Below are 20,743 nucleotides of genomic sequence, written 5' to 3' on the forward strand. Positions count from 1 at the left end.
GCGCTCGACGAACTGGTTGAAGGACTGCGCCAGCTCGCCGAACTCGTCCTGGGAGTGCACCTCCAGGCGGCGGGTCAGGTCGCCCTCGCCCTGGGCGATGTCCTGCATGGCGCGGCCCATCAGCAGCAGCGGCTGCATCAGTACGCGGATCAGCATGCCCAGCAGGGCGATGATGATCACCACCGCGATGACGGTGACGATGATCGCCGAGGTGCGGAACTCACGCAGCATCGAGAACGCCTCGGCCTTGTCGATGGACAGGCCGATGTACCACTTCACCGTCGGCAGGCCCTTGATCGGGGCGAAGGTGAGGATGCGCGCCTGGCCATCCAGCTCGGACTCTGAGAACTCGGGGCTGATGCGCGGCGTGTTCCTGGGGTAGATGTCCGCCAGCTTCTTCATCACGAAATCCTTGTTCGGATGAACCAGGATGGTGCCGTCCTCGCTGACCAGGAAGGCGTAGCCCATGCCCTGGAAGTCCAGCGAATTGACGATCTGCTGCAGCGTCTGCAGGCTCAGGTCGCCGCCCACCACGCCCTTGTCTCCGGCGGGGGTGGCGATGGTCATGATCAGCGTGCTGGTGGCGGCGTCGATATAGGGTTCGGTCAGGGTGGTGGTGCCGGCGGCCATGGCGTCCTTGTACCAGGGACGGGTGCGCGGGTCGTAGCCTTCGGGCATGGCATCGTTCGGGCGCATGGTGAAGGTGCCGTCGGCGCTGCCCAGGTAGGTGAAGGAGAAGGTCGAGGCCAGCACCTTCTGTTCCAGCAGCGAGGTCACGGATTCGGCTTCGGCGTGGCGGGAGATGTTCTGCGCCACGTTCTCCACCAGCAGGATCCGGCCCGAAAGCCAGTTCTGGATGTTGCTGGCGGTCACGTCCCCCATTTCCTTCAGGTAACTCTCCAGGTCGTCTCGGATCGCATTCCGTTGCAGGTAATCGTTGTAGAGCGTGAATAGCGAGAACGCCGCTATCACTACCAGAGAGGCGGCCAACAGGATCTTGTGGCTGAACTTCAGGTTCTTGGTCATGTTTTCTTGCGTCCGATTGATGCAGGTACCAGTCTTGGCGGGTCGCCGGTTTTTCTTAACGGATCCGGCGTTGAACACTGTGTCGGTACAGAACCAGTAAAGCTTGAGGATGGCGAGATGCCTGCATCCAGTTCGATAATTCTTGGCGCTGACCCTTCCGGCCAGCCGATCGCCCAGGCACTGCGCCTGGCCAACCGTCACGGCCTGGTGGCGGGGGCCACCGGCACCGGCAAGACGGTGACCCTGCAACGCCTCGCCGAAGCCTTCAGCGACGCGGGGGTGGCTGTGTTCGCCGCCGACATCAAGGGTGATCTCTGCGGCCTAGGCGCCGCCGGCGTGCCCCAGGGCAAGGTCGCCGAACGCATCGCCTCCATGCCCTGGCTCGGACACCAGCCCAAGGCCTATCCGGTGACGCTGTGGGACGTGGCCGGCAAGAGCGGCCACCCGCTTCGTACGACACTCAGCGAAATGGGCCCCCTGCTGCTGGGCAACCTGCTGGAACTCACCGACAGCCAGCAGGCGGCCCTCTATGCCGCCTTCCAAGTGGCCGACCGCGAAGGCCTGCTGCTGCTCGACCTGAAGGACCTCAAGGCCCTGCTCAACCACCTGCGTGACCACCCCGAGCTGCTTGGCGAGGACCGTGCCCTGTTCGCCGGCGCCTCCGCCCAGGCCCTGCTGCGGCGCCTGGCCACCCTGGAACAGCAGGGCGCCGACGCCCTGTTCGGCGAGCCGGCCCTGCAACTGGAAGACATCCTCCACCCCGACCGGGACGGCCGTGGCCGCATCCACCTGCTGGACGCCAGCCGCCTGGTGCACGAGGCGCCCAAGGTCTACGCCACCTTCCTGCTCTGGCTGCTGGCCGAGCTGTTCGAGCAACTGCCCGAGTGCGGCGATGCCGACAAACCGGTGCTGGCGCTGTTCTTCGACGAGGCGCACCTGCTGTTCGCCGACACCCCGCGTGCGTTGCAGGAACGCCTGGAGCAGGTGGTGCGGCTGATCCGCTCCAAGGGTGTCGGCGTCTACTTCGTCACCCAATCCCCCAGTGACCTGCCGGATACCGTCCTCGCCCAGCTCGGCCTGCGCATCCAGCATGGGCTGCGCGCCTTCACCGCCAAGGAGCAGAAGTCCCTGCGTGCGGTCGCCGATGGCTTCCGCCCCAACCCGGCGTTCGACAGCCTGGCCGTGCTCACCGAGCTGGGCATCGGCGAAGCCCTGGTGGGCACGCTGGAAGAGAAGGGCACGCCGGCCATGGTGCAGCGCGTGGCCATCGCCCCGCCGCAATCGCGCATCGGGCCGCTGAGCGAGGCCGAGCGTGCCGAGCTGGTGCGCAGCTCGCCCCAAGCCGGGCGCTATGACAAGCCCATCGACCGCGAGTCCGCCTACGAAATCCTCACCGCCCGTGCCGCCGATGCGCCCGCTGCCCCGGCCACCAAGGGCAAGGCCGCGCCCGCCGAGGCGGAGTCCGGTTTCGCCGGTGCCGCCGGCGAACTGCTGGGCAGCCTCGCCAGCCAGGCGATGAAAACCGCCGTGCGCCAGGCCGCCAACCAGCTGGGCCGGCAACTGGTGCGCGGGCTCATGGGCTCGTTGCTGGGCGGCAAGCGCCGTTGACTGCGGATTCGCCGCAACGAAAAAGGGCGCCCGAAGGCGCCCTTTTTCATGGCTGCATGGCTCAGACGATGAACTTGGTCGAGAGCCAGAACAGCGCCGCGGCCAGGGCCATGGAGGTGGGCAGGGTCAGCACCCAGGCCAGCAGGATGTTGCGCACCGTGCCGCCTTGCAGGCCGCTCTTGTTGGCGACCATGGTGCCGGCGACGCCGGAGGACAGCACGTGGGTGGTGGACACCGGCAGGCTGTAGATGTTGGCCAGGCCGATGGCGGCGGCGGCGGTGATCTGCGCGCTCATGCCCTGGGCGTAGCTCATGCCCTGCTTGCCGATCTTCTCGCCGACGGTCAGTACCACGCGCTTCCAGCCGACCATGGTGCCGATGCCCAGGGCCAGGGCCACCGCGAGGATCACCCAGAAGGGCGCGTATTCGGTGGTGGCGGTCAGGTCCTTGCGCAGCTTCTCCAGGTCCGCCTTCTCGCGGGCCGGCAGCTCGGAGAGCTTGCCCACCTTCTTCGCGGTGTCGTCCAGGCAGAGCAGGTAGCGGCGGGTCTCGACGCGGGTTTCCTCGCTCATGTCGCTGTAGCTGGCCACGCCCTTGAGGTTGGTCAGCAAGCCGTCGATGGTCGCTTCGGTCTGCTTGGGATCGCAACGGAACGCCTGGGGCAACTCGCTGGGGGTTGCCTTGCCCAGGGCCAGCATCTCGCCGAGGGTGTCGGTGTGGCGCTGGTAGAACTGGCTCAGGTGGGTGGCGGCATCACGGGTGCGTTCGATCTGGTAGGTGGTGCTGTTCAGGTCGAGCACGAACTTCGCCGGGACGATGCCGATCAGCACCAGCATGATCAGGCCGATGCCTTTCTGGCCGTCGTTGGAACCGTGCACGAAGCTCACGGCCATGGCCGAAAGCACCAGCACCAGGCGATTCCAGAAGGGCGGGTGCTTCTTGTCGTCGACTTCCTTGCGGGTCTCCGGGGTCTTGTGCATCTTCGACGCCGGGTAGAACCACTTCAGCGACAGCAGCAGCAGCGCCGCGACCATGAAGCCGGCGGCCGGGGAGAAGATCAGCGACAGGCCGATATCGATGGCCTTGCCCCAGTTCACGCCTTCGCCCAGGGGCAGGTCGGTGATCATCGCGTTGGCCAGGCCGACGCCGAGGATCGAGCCGATCAGGGTGTGGGAGCTGGACGCCGGGATGCCCAGGTACCAGGTACCGAGGTTCCAGGTGATGGCCGCCGCCAGCAACGAGAACACCATGGCCAGGCCGTGGCCGGTGTTGACGTTGATCAGCAGCTCCACCGGCAGCAGGTGGACGATGGCATACGCCACGCCGACGCCGCCCAGCAATACGCCGAGGAAGTTGAAGATGCCGGAGAGGACCACGGCGCGGTAGGGCGACATGGCCTTGGTGTAGATAACCGTGGCGACCGCGTTGGCGGTGTCATGGAAACCGTTGATGAACTCGAAGGTCAGGACGAATGCCAGGGCGAGCAACAGGCTCACGACCAGCCAGGCATCAAGCCCGCTGAAGAGATCGAACATGAAGGTTTAGTGACAGGCTGGTTAGGGGGCGCGAATTATGCCAGAAATCCGGCCCGCGCCCAGCGCCCGACTGCCGATCGGTACCTGATGGCACTGCGGCATGGCAGCGCAGCCCAGTAAAACCGGGCTGCGCGACGCATTGTTCGAAATCGTTTCAGCTGTTCTGGCCGAGCTCTTTCTCGATCTTCTGGATCTCGCGCTCGAAGGCCTGGTCCAGGTAGTTCGAGCGTTTGCGCCAGGGCTTGCGCTCGGGGTCCGGTTGCGCGGCATAGGTGGTTACTTCGCCGCCGTAAACATCCTTGAATCGTTTTTCCTGGCGCTCGAGTTCGGCGCGCAGTTCGTCTTTCGTCACGTAGTGATCCGCTTCGTCTGATAGAGGTCTTGAATGAGTTTCCGGCGATGGAAGGCGCGGGGCCTTCTGCAACTTTCGCCTGTCATGGAGTTGGGCCGAATGGCCGTCTTCCATTGTCTTCACGACTATCCCGGTCGCGTTCGCCGCATCGCCACAAGCCAGGCATGCCGCGCCTTGCGCGAACTACCGGAGAACTTGGGGAAGGGCGGCGAAGTATATAGGGAAATTCACCAGAAGCTCTATCGAATAGAAAGCCGAACGCACGACGAGTTCAACTTTCGTTGCACTCGCCGTGCACTTTCCTGGTGCGTACTCAAAGGCTGCGGATGATTCGCCCGAGTGTTTCCATGGCCTGTTCGCTGCGTGCCGTCCAGGGGTGGCCGTAGTTCAACCGCGCGCAATTGCTGAAACTTCGCGTGGCCGAGAAGATCGGCCCGGGCGCGATGCTGATGCCCTGGGCCAGGGCCAGCTGGAACAGGCGCAGCGAGTCCACTTGCGCGGGGAACTCCAGCCACAGGAAGTAGCCGCCATCGGGCCGGCTGACCCGGGTCTGCTCCGGCAGATGGCGCGCCACGGCGGCCAGCATGGCGTTCTGCTGGCTCTCCAGGGCATAGCGCAGGCGCCGCAGGTGGCGGTCGTAGCCGCCGTGCTGCAGGTAGTCGGCGATGGCGGCCTGGGCCGGCACCGAGGCGGAGATGCTGGTCATCAGCTTCAACCGCTCGATCTCCCCGGCGTAGCGTCCGCCCGCCACCCAGCCCACCCGGTAACCCGGTGCCAGGCTCTTGGAGAACGAACTGCAATGCATCACCAGGCCCTCGCTGTCGAAGGCCTTCACCGGCTTGGGCGCCTGCTGGCCGAAGTACAACTCGGCGTACACGTCGTCTTCGATCATCGGCACCTGGTACTGCTTCAGCAGCTCGGCCAGGCGTCGCTTGCGCGCTTCGGTAAGGCTCGCACCCAGGGGGTTGTGGAAGTTGCTCATGAACCAGCAGGCCTTGATCGGCAACTGCTCGAGGCTGCGTTCCAGCACCTCCAGGTCGATGCCCTCGCGCGGGTGCACGGGGATTTCCACCGCCTTCAGCTTGAGTCGTTCCAGCACCTGCAGGCTGGCATAGAAGGCCGGCGACTCGATGGCCACCAGGTCGCCCGGGCGGGTCACCACCTGCAGGCACAGGTTCAGCGCTTCCAGCGCGCCGTTGGTGATCACCAGCTCCTCGATGGGCAGCGGCAGGCCGCCGACCATGTAGCGCAGGGCGATCTGCCGGCGCAGGCCGTGGTTGCCCGGGGTCATGTCGGAAACGGTGGAGCGCGGGTCCATCTCCCGCACCGCATGGGACATGGAGCGCGCCAGGCGTTGCAGGGGGAACAGTTCCGGGCTGGGGAAGGCCGAGCCGAAGGGCACGGTGTCCGGGTCCTTGATGGAGCTGAGCACCGAGAACACCAGCTCGCTCACGTCCACCTCGGTGGTAGCCGCCTCACGGACGGGCACTTCCGGTTCCTGCAGCGGGCGCTGCACGTGCTGGCAGACGAAGTAGCCGGAGCGCGCACGGGCGATGATCAGCCCGCGGCTCTCCAGCAGGTAATAAGCCTGGAACACGGTGGAGGCGCTGACCCCGTAGGTGCGGCTGGCGTGGCGCACCGAGGGCACCTTCTCCCCCGGTGCGAGCACGCCGGTGCGGATCAGCTCGGCGATCTCGTCGGCGAATTTCTCGTAGCGCTTCATCTTGTCCTGCGGGTGGGCGGCCTGGGCCGCCCACTCTAAGCGCTGCGTCGGGCCGCCGCCACAGGTGCCGTCCATGCTCAACGGTGGGGGCTGACGAAGGTGCTGTCGGCGCTGGCGCTGGCCGCATCGCCGTCCAGGCTGGTGAGGCGGAACACCAGCTCGCGGGAGCCGCCGCCCAGCGCGTCGTCCTCCTGGGCCACCGAAACCGGCAGCTCGAGGATCTCGCCCGCCTCGATCTTCACCTCGGCCGGTGCCTGCAGGCGCAGGCCCTCGCCCTCGGCCAGCTCCAGGCGGTAGCGGTGGGCGAGCTGGGTCTTGTTGATCAGCTTGAGGTTGTAGATGTTCTCGATCTCGCCGGCGGCGTTCTCGCGGAACATGCCCCTGTCCTTGATCACGTCCATGGAGATTTCCGAGCGCGCCGCCAGCAACCAGCCGAACGCGCCGATCATCAGCACCAGGGCGGTGGCGTAGCCGACCAGGCGGGGGCGCAGCAGGTGGGTGTGGCCGCCTTCCAGGGCGCGCTCCGAGCTGTAGCCCACCAGGCCACGGGCATAGCCCATCTTGTCCATCACCGAGTCACAGGCGTCTACGCAGGCTGCGCAGCCGATGCAGGCGATCTGCAGGCCATCGCGGATGTCGATGCCGGTGGGGCACACCTGCACGCACACCGTGCAATCGATGCAGTCGCCCAGGCCCTGGGCCTTCGGATCGACCCCCTTCTTGCGCGCCCCGCGGGACTCGCCCCGGGCGGCATCGTAGGAAACGATCAGTGTGTCCTTGTCGAACATCACGCTCTGGAAGCGCGCATAGGGGCACATGTGGATGCACACCTGCTCACGCATCCAGCCGGCGTTCACGTAGGTGGCGGCGGTGAAGAACAGCACCCAGAACAGCGAAATGCCGCCGGCCTGCAGGGTCAGGATCTCGGTGGCCAGTTCACGCACCGGGGTGAAGTAGCCAACGAAGGTCACGGCCGTGGCCAGGCTGATGGCCAGCCACAGGCCGTGCTTGGCCAGGTTGCGCAGCACCTTCTCCACGCCCCAGGGTGCGGCGGCCAGCTTGATGCGCTGGTTGCGGTCGCCCTGGGTGCGCTGCTCGACCCACATGAACATCCAGGTCCACACGCTTTGCGGGCAGCTGTAGCCGCACCACACGCGCCCGGCGAACACCGTGATGAAGAACAGCCCGAAGGCGCAGATGATCAGCAGCCCCGACAGCAGGATGAAATCCTGCGGCCAGAAGGTCGCGCCGAAGATATAGAACTTGCTGTCCTCCAGGCTCCAGAGCACGGCCTGACGGCCATCCCAATCGAACCAGAGGGTGCCGAAGAACAGCAGGCACAACAGCCCGGCGCCGAGCAGGCGGAAATTGCGGAACCGCCCGGTGAAGCTGCGGGTGTGGATCGGGGCACTGGAGGCATAAAGGGACTTGCTGGCGGCGGCGGGGCGACTCGGTTGGACGACCTCTACCTGCCTGACGGGAATCATCTCGCTCATGATGCTGGCCTTTTGGGCTATGACGGCGAGGCGGACTATAGGGAGAGGCTGATACTGGAAACAGATTCAGGTGATGGGGCAAAAACCATATCAGATGGGCCGCGATGGCCGTCTGGCCCGCAAGGTGCGTGGTTTCTGGCGGGGCACGGGTGTGCCCTGCGCAGAGCGCGGCAATCGGTCGCGGGCTAGAAGCGCAGCGCCGGGCGATAACAGGCGTGGATCTGCGCCTGGCACGGGTTGACCCCGGCCAGGGGTGTCAGCAGCGGGCTCTGCAACAGGCTGATGTAGGCAGCGCCCAGGGCGCAGGTGAGCAGGGTCAGGCACAGCTTGGTTCTTATTGTCATGGTCGTTCCCCGGTGAGGATGGACGCTGCTTTTGTTGTGCCGCCCACCCTAGGGCGCCCTGTGGCATATCGCCTCGTCCGGTCGGACTAGAGGCTCGCCAGGGCCATGAACAACGCCGCGATCGCCCGCGCCTCGTGCAGCTCGCCGCTGGCCACCAGCCCGGCGACGCCCGCCAGGGGCACCCGCAGCTGTTCCAGGGGCTCCGGCTCGTCGCCCTCGGCGGTGGCGGGCTGCAGGTCTTCGGCCAGCACCACGGTGCAGCTGTGGCACAGGTGCCCGGGGGCCAGGCTCAGGGTGCCCAGCTCACGCAGGCGCCCGGCACGCAGGCCGACTTCCTCCATCAGCTCGCGGTTGGCCGCCTGCAGGCAGGTCTCGCCCGGGTCCACGCCACCCTTGGGCAGCCCCAGCACCCGTGCCTCCACCCCCACCGCGTACTCGCGCACCAGCAGCACGTGCTGGGGGTCGGGCAGGGCCACCACCAGCACCGACTGGTAGCCGGAACCGCGCAAGCGCTCATAGACTCGCCGCTGGCCATTGCTGAATTCCAGGTGCAGCGCCTCGATCTGGAACCACGCGCTGCGGGCCAGCAATTCGGTCTTGAGGATGGTGGGTGGGCGACGCATGGCAGGCTTCCCATAAAGGATCGACCCCAGCCTCGCTCCGCGGGGGCACAAGGGCATCGTCCGGACGGACTAGCGCCCAGCCCCTGCGCGCCGACGGTTGCGTAGGATGGCGTAGAGCGAAGCGAAACCCATCACGCGGCACCACAAACGGGCCTGCCCCTAACCGGCACACACCCTTCGTCCAGTGCGCGCCGCCCCCTTCACCCCAGGGTCGCCACGCTCCTGAGAATCAGCCGCACCAGCATGGTCTGGCGGGTCACCCCGGTCTTGGAGAAGGTCGAGCGCAGGTGCGCCCGCGCGGTGTTGCGGCTGATGCCCAGCACGTCGGAGGCCTCGTCCAGGGTCAGGCCGTTGGCCAGCAGCATCGCCAACTGGGCCTCGGCCGGGGTCAGGTCGAACAGCGCCTTGACGATCTCCTGGGGCGCGCTGGATTCCTGCTCCGGGTCGCTGATGAAGATCACCACCGAGGGGCACTGCTTGCCCTCGTTCCAGGCCGAGAGCGGCACCGAGCGCACGATGATGCCCAGGTCTGCCTTGCCCGATGGGCGCTGCACGCGCAGGGCCTCGACCACCGAAGGCAGGTTGTTCTTCTGCGACTGCAGGGCCTGTTTGACCAGGCGGCGGAATTCCTGGGTATCGCGCGGGTTGCCCACCTGCAAACCATCGTTGACCAGCTTCAGGCCGTCCTTGTCCTGCAGCAGGCGCTCGGCCACGCGGTTGGTCTGCAGCACCTTGCCGTCCTCGTCGAGGATGATGGTGCCCACCGCCAGCTGGTCCACCGCGCCGGCGTAGAGGTTGCGCTCGGTCTCGATGCGGTTGAGCTGCATGTGCAGCTTGATGGAGCGCTCCAGGTGCGGCACGAACCGCGTCAGCAGGGCCTTGTCGTCCTCGGTGAACTCCGGGTCCTCGCGCCCCCGGCTCACGCGGATGCGGCACTGGGCGCCATCGCAGGTGCGGATGTCGGCGCCGAGGATGTGGAACACCCCCACCGGCTCCAGGAAGCTCTTGAAGAACTCCGACTCCACCCACTCCTGCCGCGACAGGAACTCGCTGTTGGTCACCACCTGGCGGTTGGGCAGGCCGACGAAGGGGTCGAGGGCGAAGAAGTGCTTGTTGTAGGACGCGGTGACCTCGGTCGAGCTGCCGGTGGTGTTCACCATCAGGCCCTCGGCGTGCTCGCTCGGCGGCCGCAGGATGAAGGTCACGTACTTGCTCTGCAGGTACTGGTTCAGGTGATTGAGGAAGGTGGCCCAGGGAGTGTCTTCGAGCGGCCCCTGATAGAGGTCGCCGAGCATCCCGCTGAATTCATCGAGCGTGAGTGTGTGTGCCATGACTGAACCATCTTTTTTATTTTTGTAGGGTGCTTCTTACCGGCTGACGGGATATTTCAGCAAGGCAGATCGTCACCTCCTGTAGGGAGGCGACGATCCAGCCGGTAACGCGCTTATGCGGTTTCGGTGATGTCCAGTACGACGAAGGAGCGGGGTTCGGCGAGGTTGCCGGGCAGGTCGGCGACGTTGGTGTAGAACTGCTCGTACCACTTGCGCAACTGGTAGACCGGGCCATCGCCGTCGCACAGCAGCGGGTTGTCGACACGGGTCTTGCTGTGCCAGATGGCCACGTCCTCGTAGAAGGCGTCCTGCGCCTGCTTCACGTAGGCCTTGGCCATCTCGCGGTTCTGCTCATCGGAGAGCCCGGGGATCTTCTTCACCAGCACGCCGTAGCGCAGGGTGAAGCTGTTCAGGTCGATGGGCACGTGGCAGTTGAGCAGGATCGAATGGATGGGCACGCCGTCCATCGCTCCCGTCATCTCGGTGATCTGGTAGGCCGGGCCGTAATAGGTGGCCACTGTGGTCAGCTCGCTGTCGCCGGAGAGGCGCGCGCTGCTGCCGCGCATCACCTGTACCGCCATGTGCCGCTCGAAGGTGTTGCTGAAGTGATTGAGGTCGGTGCCGTGTACGGCGTCGAAGTGCGCCATGTCCGAGACGTTGTCGATCAGCTCGCGGCAGTGGGTGTCGATCTTCAGCTCCGCCACTTCCCATTCGGCCCAGGCCTCGTCGAAGCAGGCCTCGATGCGCGGGATGGCCTGCTCGGCGATGGGCGGGTTGCCTTCCGGGTCGTGCCACACGAACAGCAGGTTGTTCTGTTCGGATACCGGCCAGGCCTTGATCTTCGCGCGGGGCGGAATGCGCTTGGCGTAGGGGATGTCGTCGCACACGCCATCGGCGCGCCAGCGCCACTCGTGGAAGGGGCAGCGGATGGCATCGCCCTCCACGCAGCCCTGGCTCAGGTCCGCGCCCATGTGCGGGCAGTAACCGTCGAGGATGCGGAGCTGCCCGTCCTCCGCGGCGAAGGCCACCAGGCGGGTGCCGAATACATCCAGGCGGTGGGCCTTGCCGTCACGGTACTGGGCCGCCAGCCCCAGGCAGTGCCAGCCACGTGCGTAGCGCTCTTCCAGTTGCCGGGTTTCGATCCGGTGCAGGGTGCTCATCTTCTTGTTCTCCCATCAGGGTTATCGAGAGCTGCACACGGCTCAGGCCGACCGGCGCAGCGAATGCACTGCAACGGATTCTGCTGAGCCTGGATTTCCCGGCATCGTCTGATCGGACGATGGCCCCGGTGGCGGCCCCGGTTCTACTGCGGGGCACAACGACACACACAAGGGGAGTCAGCCATGAACGTCGAACCCGGCCAGGTGGCGGTGATCACCGGAGCCGCCAGCGGCATCGGCCGAGGCCTGGCGCAGGAGGCCGCCGCGCGCGGCTTGCGCCTGGTGCTCAGCGACATTGACGGCGCACGCCTGGCGGCCCTGGCCGCCGAGCTGCAAGGGCAGGGCGCGGAGGTCGCCACCCTCACCGCCGACATCAGCGACACGCAGCAGGTGGAGCAGCTCCGCGAGCTGGCGGTGCAGCGTTTCGGCGGCGTCGACCTGCTGTTCAACAACGCCGGGGTCATGCAGACCGGCTTCAGCTGGGAGATCGACCGCCGCCAGTGGCAGCGCCTGCTGGACATCAACCTCGGCGGCGTGATCAACGGCATCCACGCCTTCGTGCCGCTGCTGCTCGAACAGGGCCGGCCGGCGTGCATCGTCAACACCGCGTCACTCGCCGGGCTGGTCTGCAGCCCCCTGCTCGGGCCCTACACCGTCAGCAAGCAGGCGGTGGTCGCGCTCTCGGAAACCCTTCACTACGAACTCGCCCTGCAGCAGTCCCAGGTAGCCGTCTCGGTGCTCTGCCCGGGCCCGGTGGCCAGCGACATCATGGGGTCCAACAGCCCCCTCGGCGCGGCCACCCAGCAGCTCGACGCGCTGCTCGACAGCAGCATCCGCGAGGGCATGGCGCCGCGTGAGCTGGCCCGCGAGGTGTTCGCCGGCATCGCCGCCGGGCGCTTCTGGCTGCTCCCGCACAAGAACTTCAAGCCGGCGCTGGAGCAGCGCCTCGCCAGCATCCTCGAGGAGACCAACCCGGTCTTCCAGATGGCCGACATCTAAGGAACCTCTTCATGTCCCTCGATCCCCAGATCGCCGCCGTGCTCCAGCAGTTCGCCGGCATGCCGCAGCCGGACTACAGCCAGCTCGACCCGCAGCAGTACCGCCAGTTCTGCGACAACCTGATGCCGCCGGTGCCCGGCGAGCGCCTGTTCGAGGTGCGCAACCTCAAGGTCGCCGGCGCCGCCGGGCTGCTGGATGCGCGTCTGTACCGCCCCGAAGACAGCGCCGAACTGCCGCTGCTGGTCTACTTCCACGGCGGCGGTTTCGTCATCGGTAACCTCGACACCCACGACAACCTCTGCCGCAGCCTCGCCCGCCTGTGCGGCGCGGTGGTGGTCTCGGTGGCCTACCGCCTGGCGCCTGAAGCCCGCTTCCCGGCGGCGCCGGAGGACTGCTACAGCGCTACCCGCGACCTGGTGGCCCGCGCACTGGAGCTGGGCTTCGACGCCAGCCGCCTGGCCCTGGCCGGCGACAGCGCCGGCGCCAACCTGGCCATCGCCGTCGCCCGCCTGGCGCAACTGCGGGCCGGGCCACGCATCGCCTACCAGTGCCTGTTCTACCCCGTCACCGATGCCGCCTGCGACAGCGCCTCCTACAGCGAATTCGCCGAAGGCTACTTCCTCACCCGCGAGCAGATGCGCTGGTTCTGGAGCCAATACCTGCAAGCCCCCGAGCAGGGCGCCGAGCTCCTGGCCTCGCCCCTGCGTGCCGACAGCCTCGCCGGCCTGCCGCCCACCTCCGTGTTCAGCGCCGGGTTCGACCCGCTGCGCGACGAGGGCGAAGCCTTCGCCCGGCGCCTGCAGGAGGCCGGTGTGCAGACCCGCCTGCAGCGCTGCGAAGGCATGATCCACGGCTTCATCAGCATGGCCGCCTTCGTCACCGCCGCCCAGGCGGCGCTGGAGTCCGCCGCCGCCGACCTGCGCCAGGCGCTGAGCTGATGGACAGCCCGCAGCGCCTCATCGAAGCCATGGCCAGCGGTCGCATGCTGGTGATCACCGACGACGCCGACGAGGGCGAAGGCTCGCTGGTGATCGCCGCCGGCCACGCCGATGCCGAGGCCATCAACTTCATGGCCCGGGATGCACGCGGGCTCATCTGCCTGGCGCTCACCGAAGAGCGCTGCCAGGCCCTGGGGCTGGAACTCATGGTGCCGCACTCGCGGGCCCGCCACGGCATGGGCTTCACCCTGTCGATCGAAGCGCGCAGCGGGGTCACCACCGGCATCTCCGCCGCCGACCGCGCACGCACCATCGCGGTGGCGGTGGACCCGGCCAGCGTCGCTGCCGACCTGGTGCAGCCCGGGCACATCTTCCCCCTGCGCGCCCAGCCGGGCGGGGTGATGCAGCGTGCCGGCCACGTCGAGGCGGCCTGCGACCTGGCGCGCCTGGCCGGGCTCATGCCCGCCGCCGTGCTGGTGGGCATCCTCGACGAGCAGGGCGAACCGGCCCGTGGCCAGGCGCTGCGCGACTTCGCCCAGCGCCACGGCCTGCCCCTGGGCAGCGTGGCCGACCTCATTCACCACCGCATCCTCCACGAGGGCACCATCCGCCGCTCCGGCGAGTACCCGCTGCAGACCCGCCACGGCGCGTTCCGCGTGCTCACCTACCTCGACGGCTACCAGGGGCAACTGCACCTGGCCCTGGTGCGCGGCGAGGTGAAGCGCGACACGCCCACCCTGGTGCGGGTGCAGGCGGCGGAAGCCCTGCGCGACCTGCTGGACAGCCATCCTGGCCAGTGGAACCTCGACCGCTCCCTGGCGCGGGTGGCCGAGGAGGGCGCCGGCGTGGTGGTGCTGCTGGCCCAGCAGGAAGCCCCGGAGGCGGTGATCGAGCAGTTGCAGCAAGGCACGCAAAAGCCCCGGCCGCCGAGTTTTCCCCAGCGCACCCTGGGCATCGGCGCGCAGATCCTCCGCGACGTCGGCGTGCGCCGCATGCGCCTGCTGAGCTTCCCGGTCAGCTACAAGGCGGTTTCCGGCTTCGAGCTGGAGGTCGCCGAGTTCATTCCCTTCCGTGCAGCGGAGCCGGAGTGAGCCGACCACCCGACACCTGCGCCTGCCCGTAACCCCGTCGGGTTTCACCCGGCCTACGCACCGTGCGCGGGGACAGGCGCGATGCACGTCGGTAACGCCGATTGGTGGATGGGTGAAGCGTCATCCACCCTACGCGAGGCCGGGCCGACGGGGCGTGACTGGGGACTGGCGATGATGGGTTTCGCGAAGCTCTACCCAGCCGCGGAGCTGACCGGGATGTAGGGTGGATGACGCTCTTTTCATCCACCAAGCGATGTCGCCGGAAAGCACATTGCATGGGCTCGAGGATGGGGCCCAACGTGCCCTCGCTCGGCCTCGCACCGTTGGGCTTCGTTCCTCAACCCAACCTACAAAAATCAAACCGCGCGTAGGGCGGACCCCGCTCCAGCGGTGTGCCATGTCGCGCCGGGTTTCACCCGGCCTACGCACCGTGCGCGGGAACAGGCGCGATGCACGTCGGTAACGCCGATTGGTGGATGGGTGAAGCGTCATCCACCCTACGCGAGGCCGGGCCGACGGGGCGTGACTGGGGCCTGGCGATGATGGGTTTCGCGAAGCTCTACCCAGCCGCGGAGCTGACCGGGATGTAGGGTGGATGACGCTCTTTTCATCCACCAAGCGATGTCGTCGGAAAGCACATTGCATTGGCTCGAGGATGGGGCCCAACGTGCCCTCGCTCGGCCTCGCACCGTTGGGCTTCGTTCCTCAACCCACCCTACAAAAATCAAACCGCGCGTAGGGTGGACCCCGCTTCGCCGGTCCACCAGCGGTGTGCCATGTCGCGCCGGGTTTCACCCGACCTACACAGCCCGCCGTGAATTCGTCTGCCCAACAAAAAGCCCCTATGCGGGGGCTTCCTGTCACGCGTTCATCGCAGCGATCAGGGCTTCACGCCCAGCAGCATCAGCTTGGTCTGCACCTGCACCAAGGGTGCGGCGGTGTAGTTGCCGTCGATGGGGGTGATCACCGCCTTGCCGAGGGACAGCTGCCAGGCGTCGCCCTGCTTCTGTTTGGCGGTGGGGGCGGGCGGGGCGACCAGGTTGACCCGCACCACGCCGTCCGGCCCTTGCTGCGGGGCGAACACCACGTTGCCCCAGTCGCTGATGGGGGCGAAGGCCACGCCCGTCACCTGGCCGGCTTCCAGGGCCGGGTAGTTGATGTTCAGCCCGGTGTTGCCCGGCAGGCCGATGACGTTGGTGTCGCAATAGGCCTTGGCCTTGCCGTGGCTCTTCTCGCACACGCGGCGGGCTTCGGCGCCGATGGCGGCGGCGCGGCCGATCACCCGGGTGGCGAAACGCGCGGTGTCGTCCATGGCGTCGAGGGTCTTCTTGTAGCCGGCCTGCGGGTCCTGGGCGATCAGCTTGAGGTCGATGGCGGTGGACACGGCCACCGCCGGCACGCCCTTGTACATGGCGCGCACGGCGGCGTTGACGGTGCCGGACATCTGCGTCAGCGGGCCGACGTTGTCGCCGAAGTTGGTGCCGGAGACCACCAGGTCCGGGCGGTTGTCCTTGAGCAGCAGGTCGAGGCCGACGTTCACCGCGTCCACCGGGGTGCCGATGGCTGAGGTCTTGCCGGCGGGCGGCACGTAGCCGGCAGGGGCGCCGACGCAGTACTTGCCCTGGGCCAGCTGGGTGATGGCCACGGCCTGGCCGGGCACCACGATGCTGGCGGCGCCGATGCCGCTGCTGTCGTTCTGCGGGCCGACCAGGGTCACCTGGTGGCCGGCGGCGATCAGCGCCTGGTACACGGCCTCGATACCGGGGGCGCGGCAGCCGTCGTCGTTGGTCAGGAGAATGTTCAAGGCATTGGCCTGCAGGGACAGGCCGAGAACGGCCAGGCCGATGCTGGCGCGGAGCAGTGTTGTCATTGTTATTTCCTCGTTGGATGGGCTCGGTAAAAAGCTGACCTTAAAGTCCATTTGTTACAGGTCTTCGAGGTGCGACTGCGGCGGCAGAGGGCGCCTGTGCGGCGCCCGCTGACGTCATGCCCGGGTTCAGCGGCCCTGCTTGCGCAGGCTGGCCACGGTGAAATTGCTGGCGTCGAAGTCGCTGTCGTTGAGCTTCGGCGCGTTCTGGTCGTTGATCAGGCGGTCGGCCAGGTAGGAGCCGGCGATCAGGTCGTGGTAGACCGCCACGCGGGCATGGAAGGCCTGCAGTTCATAGGCGTAGATCGAGGCCTGCATGTTGGTGCGCCACAGCTGCCCCTTGCCGTCGTAGTTGTCGGCCAGGGCGGCGGCCCAGGTGTCCTCGTCCAGGTACATCACGCGCTTACCGTAGATATGGCGCTTGCCCGGCTTGAGGGTGGCTTCCAGCACCCACACGCGGTGCTTCTCGTAGCGCATGTACTCGGGGTTGATGTGGCCGCTGGTGGCCAGCAGCTGGTCGAGCTTCACCGCCGGGTCGTCGAGGCGGTAGTTGTTGTAGGGGATGTACAGCTCCTTCTTGCCCACCAGCTTCCAGTCGTAGCGATCCGGCGCGCCGTTGAACAGGCGGTCCTCGTCCATCACGCGGAAGCCGCCGGCGCCGTAAGGCGTGTCATAGGCCACGGTGGGGGCGCGGCGCACGCGGCGGTTGCCGGGCAGGTACTGCCAGCTCTGCCGGGGCTGGGCCAGGGGGTCGCTGTACTCGTTGCCGAGGAAGATCTCGCCCTTCTTCCGGCTCGGTTCCAGGGTGGTGATCATGAAGTGCGCCTGGGTGCCGTCGAAGCTCGCGGCGTTGCCGCTGGGGTCGGTCCAGGGCGAGAGGATCTTGTAGTTCACCAGCTCGAACTGGCGGCTGCCGTTGGCCAGGGTCAGGGCCATCTTGTAGTTGGCGTCTTCCTTCCAGGCCACGGTGTGCAGGTTGTGGTTCCACATCAGTTCAAAGCCGTTCTTCGGGATCGGGAAGGGCGGGCCGCCATAGGCCTTGGTCACGCCGTTGCCGTCATTCACCAGTTCGGCATTCAGGGCGTTCTGCCTGATCGCGTCCTCCACCCACTGGGCGTAGCGGAAGTCCCGGTGGCTGGGGTAGACCGGCATGCGGAAGCTCTGTGGATAACGCTTGAACAGCGCCTTCTGGCCATCGGAAAGCTGGTCGGCGTACTGCGCCACGTTCTCGGCGGTGATGGTGAACAGCGGCTGCTCGCCGGCGTAAGGGTCGGGGTGCTTGGTGCCGCTGCCGGCGAACTGCACCTGGGGCGGGGTGCCGCGCCACTTGCCGCTCCATTCGGGGATGCTGCCATCGGCGTTGCCGGCCTTCTCGGCGCCGGTGGGGGTCAGGTCCTGGCCCAGGCGGGCCGCTTCCTCGGGGCTGAGCCCGGCCAGTGCCGGAGCGCTGGCGAGGCTGGTGGCGAGCAGGGCGCCCAGTACGGGCGAAAGGAATCTCAGGGTCATCTCGTGGCCTCCATGGGTGTTGCGGGAAATCCCCGCCCCGGTTGGGGCGGGGTGGCGACGGGGCTATTTGCCCAGCTTGCGCAGGCTGGCTGCGGTGAAGTAGCTGGCGTCGAAGCTGGCATCGTTGAGCCGGGCCGGGGCCAGGCCATTGACCAGGCGGTCGGCCATGTAGGAGCCGGCGAGCAGGTCGTGGTAGATGGCGACGCGGGCGTGGAAGGCCTCCACCTCGTAGGCGTAGACCGAGGTCTGGGTGTTGGTCCGCCAGAGCTGGCCCTTGCCGTCGTAGTTGTCGCCGAGGGCCGCGTTCCAGCTGTCCTCGTCGAGGTAGAAGCGGCGCTTGCCGTAGATGTGGCGCTTGCCTGCCTTGAGGTTGGCCTCCAGCACCCATACGCGGTGCAGCTCGAAGCGCACGTGGTCGGGGTTGAGGTGGCCGCTGCCGGCGGTCAGCTCGCTGGCGGGCAGGTCCGGGTCATCCAGGGCGTAGTTGTTGTAGGGGATGACCATCTCCTGCTTGCCCACCAGCGTCCAGTCGTAGCGGTCGGGGGCGCCGTTGAACAGGCGGTCCTCGTCCATCACGCGGAAGCCGCCGGCGCCGTAAGGCGTGTCGTAGCCGATGGTGGGCGCGCGGCGCACGCGACGGTTGCCGGGCAGGTACTGCCAGGCCTGGCGCGGCTTGGCCACCGGGTCGCTGAAGTCGCAGCTGAGGATGATCTCGCCCTTCTTCCGGGCCGGCTCCTGGGTGCTGATCATGGCGCAGGCCTGGGTGCCCTCGAAGGTCGCCGCCGAACCCTTGGGGTCGTCCCACTGGGAGAGGATCTGGTAGCCGACCTTCTCCTCCACCCGGTTCCCGTTGCCCAGCACCAGGGCCATCTTGTAGGTGGCTTCCTCCTTCCAGGCGCGGGCCGGCAGGTTCTGGTTCCACATCAGCTCGAAGCCGTTCTTCGGGATGGGGAAGGGCGAGCCGCCGAAGGCGTTGGCCACGCCGTAGCCGTCGTGCACCAGCTCGGCGTCGAGGGCGTTCTGCTTGATGTTGGCTTCCACCACGGGGGAGTAGCGGAAGTCGCGGTGGCTGGGGTAGACGTGAATCCGGTAGGTCGCCGGGTAGCGCTTGAGCAGTGCCACCTGGCCGTCGGAGAGCTTGTCCCTGTACTGCTCCAGGTTGGCCGCGGTGATGGTGAACAGCGGTTGCTCGCCGGCGTAGGGATCGGGGCGCTTGTGGCCGGTGCCGTCGAACTTCACGTGGGGCGGCGCGCCGAGCCACTTGCCGCTCCATTCGGGAATGCTGCCATCCGCGTTGCCGGCCTTCTCGGCGCCCATGGGCGTCAGGTCACGGCCCAGGCGCGCGGCTTCCTCGGGGCCCACCCCGGCCAGCACCGATGTGCTGGCGAGGGCGAGGGCGACGAGCAGCGGTGCGTTGTTGTAAGCGTGCATCTCGACTCTCCTGCTGCGGCTCAGAAGCTGTACTTGGCGCTGAGGCCGAAGTTGTCGCGGTCGGCCAGCGGGGTGTCGCCGGCGTCGCCCAGGAAGGCGTTGTAGCGGGCCTCGATGGTGAAGTTGTTGAGGTAGCGCCAGGTGGTGCCGATGCCCAGGCGGTCATCGCCTTCGCCCATGCCGAAGCTGCCGGCCAGCGACGAATCGCCGCCCAGGGACTGGCTGTAGATCAGCGGGATGGTCAGGTCCCAACCCTCGAAGAGGTTCAGGTACTCCAGCGACAGGTTGAGGGTGTAGCCCCAGGCGCTCTTGTCGTTGTAAAGCTTGTCGGTGTTGTTGGTGGTCAGCGGGAAGGCACCGCCGAGGCCGTCCGGGACGAAGACGTTGAAGCTCGGCGCCTTGTCGTTGTCGAGCACCTCGTTGTAGCCCAGCTCGCCGGTCAGGGTGGTGTTGTCGGCGATGGGCAGGTTGCCGAAGGCATGGATGAAGGACACCTGCGCCTGCATGGTCTTGGCCCGTACCGCGTGTGGGGTCAGCCCGGTGTCCACCAGCACCGGCTGGCCGTCGCGGTAGCTCACCTCGCCGCTGACGTTGGTCTCGCCCACCACCGTGGAGAAGCTCGCGCCGTATAGGTCGATGTCGTCGAAGTAGCGCACCTGGTACTCGCCGCTGTTCCAGTGGCTGAGGAAGTCCAGGGTCGGCGCCTTGTCGTGGAAGCGGATGTAGTACAGGCCGAACTCGGTGTTGTTCAGCGACTCGGCCACGTAGGTCATGGCCACGCCGTACTGGCCGCTGTCGCCGGGCTTGTCGTCGTGCAGGCGGCGGGTCAGGCCGAAGGCATCGGTGAAGCCGCCCTCGTCCATCTGGTCGGTGACCGAGAAGAAGCTGCCGACGCCATCGATCTCGGTCTTGGCCCACTCGTACTGGTAGTAGGCCTGCAGGCCGAGGTTGTCGGTGAGGCTGATCTGGCCGAACACCTGGCCCACCGGCAGGAAGATCTCCTTGATCTCCACCCCCGGGGTGTTGGCCTTGGTGCCGTCGGCCGGGGCCATGGCCGAGGAAATGCCGTTGCTGATGAACAGGCTCTCGCCCCAGCTCACCACCTGGTCGCCCACGCGCAGGTTGAGGTCATGGCCGCCCATGTCCCAGGCGCCGTAGAGGTAGTTGTCCAGCAGGCGGATGTCGCGGCCGTGCTGGTCGACTGTGTCGTCGGAGAAGCGGTTGGGCTTGGAGCACTGGCCGCCGGCGAAGCAGTTGGAGGTGCCGGTGCCGTTGTCGTTGCTGCGGTTGTAGACATCGTCGTAGAAGCCGCTGGCGCGGATGAACAGGCCGAAGTCGTCACGCCAGTTGAAGTTGGCCTCGGTGAGGAAGCTGGCGCGGTTGGCGATCAGGCTGCCCCGGTCGAAGGCGTTGTTGCCGTCGTCGATGTTGGCGATGCCGGCATTGGGGAAACCGTTGGACAGCGCATGGTCGCGGGACTCGGTGCGCCAGGCCATGGCGTAGGTCAGGGTGGTGTCCCAGGAAATCTTCAGGTCATCGCTGGGCTGGAAGGCCAGCGCCTGGCTCTGCCCGGCATGGCCCAGCGCAAGGCCCAGGCCGGCCACGCGGATGGCCAGGTGAAGCGGTGCAAGGGGTCGGCATTTTCTTGTTCTTGTCATGTCGTCGCTCTCGGCGTGTCTGGGCACGGCTCGGTCCGCCAGGCCCAAGGTTGAGT

At 67.1% G+C, this 20,743-nt stretch carries 16 protein-coding genes and 1 pseudogene; 4 read left to right on the forward strand and 13 right to left on the reverse strand.

The window, feature by feature from the left end:
• Nucleotides 1-51: 51 nt before the first annotated feature.
• Nucleotides 52-1,026, reverse strand: a pseudogene (locus PI990_RS31525) (cache domain-containing protein); the annotation flags it as partial.
• A 117-nt stretch (nt 1,027-1,143) separates the two neighbouring features.
• Between PI990_RS31525 and PI990_RS07010 the strand changes: the two are divergent.
• Nucleotides 1,144-2,634 (forward strand): helicase HerA-like domain-containing protein, encoded by a 1,491-nt coding sequence (locus PI990_RS07010; RefSeq protein ID WP_271660172.1) that lies wholly within the window; start codon nt 1,144-1,146, stop codon nt 2,632-2,634.
• 61 nt (nt 2,635-2,695) lie between these two features.
• Here the strand turns inward: PI990_RS07010 and PI990_RS07015 are convergent, their stop codons facing one another.
• The 8 genes from PI990_RS07015 to PI990_RS07050 all read right to left on the reverse strand — a co-directional run bounded on the left by PI990_RS07015 (nt 2,696) and on the right by PI990_RS07050 (nt 11,197).
• Nucleotides 2,696-4,168 carry an inorganic phosphate transporter gene (locus PI990_RS07015; RefSeq protein ID WP_271660173.1) on the reverse strand — a complete coding sequence of 491 codons (1,473 nt, stop codon included), beginning with the start codon at nt 4,166-4,168 and terminating at the stop codon, nt 2,696-2,698.
• Between the two features lie 154 nt (nt 4,169-4,322).
• On the reverse strand, nt 4,323-4,520 hold the full coding sequence (locus tag PI990_RS07020; RefSeq protein WP_021218042.1) for a hypothetical protein: 198 nt from the start codon (nt 4,518-4,520) through the stop codon (nt 4,323-4,325).
• Between the two features lie 313 nt (nt 4,521-4,833).
• Nucleotides 4,834-6,243: a GntR family transcriptional regulator MpaR gene (gene mapR / locus PI990_RS07025; protein ID WP_271661273.1), complete on the reverse strand. Its 1,410-nt coding sequence runs from the start codon at nt 6,241-6,243 to the stop codon at nt 4,834-4,836.
• 77 nt (nt 6,244-6,320) lie between these two features.
• Nucleotides 6,321-7,739 carry a cytochrome c oxidase accessory protein CcoG gene (ccoG, locus tag PI990_RS07030; RefSeq protein WP_271660174.1) on the reverse strand — a complete coding sequence of 473 codons (1,419 nt, stop codon included), beginning with the start codon at nt 7,737-7,739 and terminating at the stop codon, nt 6,321-6,323.
• A gap of 185 nt (nt 7,740-7,924) precedes the next feature.
• Entirely contained in the window at nt 7,925-8,083 is a 159-nt protein-coding gene (locus PI990_RS07035) for a hypothetical protein (protein WP_271660175.1), read from the reverse strand.
• Nucleotides 8,084-8,169: 86 nt separating this feature from the next.
• Nucleotides 8,170-8,706: an ADP compounds hydrolase NudE gene (gene nudE / locus PI990_RS07040; RefSeq protein WP_271660176.1), complete on the reverse strand. Its 537-nt coding sequence runs from the start codon at nt 8,704-8,706 to the stop codon at nt 8,170-8,172.
• A 200-nt stretch (nt 8,707-8,906) separates the two neighbouring features.
• Nucleotides 8,907-10,037: a LuxR C-terminal-related transcriptional regulator gene (locus PI990_RS07045; protein ID WP_271660177.1), complete on the reverse strand. Its 1,131-nt coding sequence runs from the start codon at nt 10,035-10,037 to the stop codon at nt 8,907-8,909.
• Nucleotides 10,038-10,150: 113 nt separating this feature from the next.
• Entirely contained in the window at nt 10,151-11,197 is a 1,047-nt protein-coding gene (locus PI990_RS07050; RefSeq protein WP_271660178.1) for a Rieske 2Fe-2S domain-containing protein, read from the reverse strand.
• A gap of 183 nt (nt 11,198-11,380) precedes the next feature.
• On the opposite strand from PI990_RS07050, the gene PI990_RS07055 reads away from it, so the two are divergent.
• Genes PI990_RS07055 through ribB form a run of 3 tightly spaced genes read left to right on the forward strand, consistent with a single transcriptional unit; the run spans nt 11,381 to nt 14,225 of the window.
• Complete coding sequence (locus tag PI990_RS07055; RefSeq protein ID WP_271660179.1) at nt 11,381-12,196, forward strand: SDR family NAD(P)-dependent oxidoreductase; 816 nt, start codon at nt 11,381-11,383, stop codon at nt 12,194-12,196.
• An 11-nt stretch (nt 12,197-12,207) separates the two neighbouring features.
• Nucleotides 12,208-13,134, forward strand: coding sequence for an alpha/beta hydrolase (locus PI990_RS07060; RefSeq protein ID WP_271660180.1), 927 nt, complete (start codon nt 12,208-12,210; stop codon nt 13,132-13,134).
• Nucleotides 13,134-14,225, forward strand: a complete 1,092-nt coding sequence (gene ribB / locus PI990_RS07065) for a 3,4-dihydroxy-2-butanone-4-phosphate synthase (RefSeq protein WP_271660181.1) — start codon at nt 13,134-13,136, stop codon at nt 14,223-14,225. The genes PI990_RS07060 and ribB overlap by 1 nt, the downstream gene beginning before the upstream one ends.
• Before the next feature lie 880 nt (nt 14,226-15,105).
• On the opposite strand, the gene surE is transcribed toward ribB, so the two are convergent.
• The 4 genes from surE to PI990_RS07085 form a co-directional block, all read right to left on the reverse strand.
• Nucleotides 15,106-16,095, reverse strand: coding sequence for a 5'/3'-nucleotidase SurE (surE, locus tag PI990_RS07070; RefSeq protein ID WP_184492143.1), 990 nt, complete (start codon nt 16,093-16,095; stop codon nt 15,106-15,108).
• A 126-nt stretch (nt 16,096-16,221) separates the two neighbouring features.
• Complete coding sequence (locus tag PI990_RS07075) at nt 16,222-17,598, reverse strand: DUF1329 domain-containing protein (RefSeq protein ID WP_271660182.1); 1,377 nt, start codon at nt 17,596-17,598, stop codon at nt 16,222-16,224.
• 63 nt (nt 17,599-17,661) lie between these two features.
• Nucleotides 17,662-19,029: a DUF1329 domain-containing protein gene (locus tag PI990_RS07080; RefSeq protein WP_271660183.1), complete on the reverse strand. Its 1,368-nt coding sequence runs from the start codon at nt 19,027-19,029 to the stop codon at nt 17,662-17,664.
• A 20-nt stretch (nt 19,030-19,049) separates the two neighbouring features.
• On the reverse strand, nt 19,050-20,714 hold the full coding sequence (locus PI990_RS07085; RefSeq protein WP_271660184.1) for a DUF1302 domain-containing protein: 1,665 nt from the start codon (nt 20,712-20,714) through the stop codon (nt 19,050-19,052).
• Between the last annotated feature and the right edge of the window lie 29 nt (nt 20,715-20,743).

Source organism: Pseudomonas sp. TUM22785 (assembly GCF_028198105.1).
Taxonomy (GTDB): domain Bacteria; phylum Pseudomonadota; class Gammaproteobacteria; order Pseudomonadales; family Pseudomonadaceae; genus Metapseudomonas; species Metapseudomonas solani.